1 protein-coding gene is annotated in these 679 nt (G+C 72.4%); it reads left to right on the plus strand.

The genetic code is table 11. The annotated features are described in order from the left end of the window. Positions 1 to 34: 34 nt before the first annotated feature. Positions 35 to 679 (plus strand): Bug family tripartite tricarboxylate transporter substrate binding protein (locus AC1DWF_RS35000; RefSeq protein ID WP_476843067.1); only part of this gene is annotated, 645 nt, incomplete at its 3' end.

The following is a 679-nucleotide window of genomic DNA, read 5'->3' on the forward strand; positions in this document are numbered from 1 at the left end:
TGGCCCGCGCGGCCAACATCCTGCTGGATTGAGCATGCAGCGACGTCATCTCCTGGCCGCCGGCGCCGCCCTGTCGTCACCGGCGCTGGCGCAGGGGGAATGGCCCACCCGCCCCGTGCGGCTCATCGTCCCCTTCCCGCCCGGCGGCAGCAACGACGCCCTTGCGCGGCCGCTCGCGGATGCGCTGGGCCGCATGCTGGGGCAGCCCTTCGTGATCGAGAATCGCGGCGGCGCCGGCAGCACCATCGGAACGTCCGAGCTCGTCCGTGTGCCGGCCGATGGCTATGCGGCCATGCTGACGTCCTCGACCTTCGCCACCTCGGCGGCGACGCAGCGCACGCCCTACGATGCCATCAGAGACATCGAGACGGTGTCGCTGGTCGCGACCTCGCCGCTCTGCATCCTGGCCTCGCCGAGCTTCCCGCCGAACACGACGGCCGAGGCCGTGGCCTATATCCGCGCGCATCCGGGCGAGGTCCACTACGGCTCCTCCGGGCCTGGGAGCATCGGGCATCTGTCGGGCGCGCTCGTCGCGCTGCGGGCTGGGCGGCTCGACMTGGTGCACGTGCCCTATCGCGGCWCGGGCGCGGTGCTGAACGATATGGTCGCCGGGACGATCGCGCTGACCGTCACGACGGTGACGGCCGCCGCCGGGCTGATCGCCTCCGGCCGCATCAAG

The organism is Aminobacter sp. P4_D5 (assembly GCF_056401815.1).